The organism is Lysobacter claricitrinus (assembly GCF_045866565.1).
Lineage (GTDB): Bacteria > Pseudomonadota > Gammaproteobacteria > Xanthomonadales > Xanthomonadaceae > Cognatilysobacter > Cognatilysobacter claricitrinus.
This window is the reverse complement of record NZ_BAAFZV010000025.1, coordinates 1-267: the sequence shown is the minus strand read 5'-3', so window position 1 is coordinate 267 and position 267 is coordinate 1. Positions and strand designations below refer to the sequence as shown.

1 pseudogene is annotated in these 267 nt (G+C 71.9%); it reads right to left on the bottom strand.

Annotation, left to right across the window (positions count from 1 at the left end):
- Nucleotides 1-267: pseudogene (locus ACKTTN_RS14805) on the bottom strand (flagellum-specific ATP synthase FliI); the annotation flags it as partial.

The window sequence follows — 267 nt, the reverse complement described above, 5'->3', positions numbered from 1 at the left end:
TGATCGCGCGCACGCCGACGTCGAGCGACCGCGTGATCGGCTCGCGCATCAGTGGATTGATCGAACGGCCGGTCAGGCCCATGTGGCCTTCGGCGCGGATCGGGCCGCGGCCGTCGAGCGGCACGCCGTCCGAATCGATGACGCGGCCGAGCAGGCCTTCGCCGACCGCGACTTCGCCTTGCAGGCGGCTCGGCACCACGCGCGCGTTCGGCAGCAGGCCTTCGAGGTCGGCGGTGGGCATCAGGTAGGTGCGATCGCCGGCGAAGC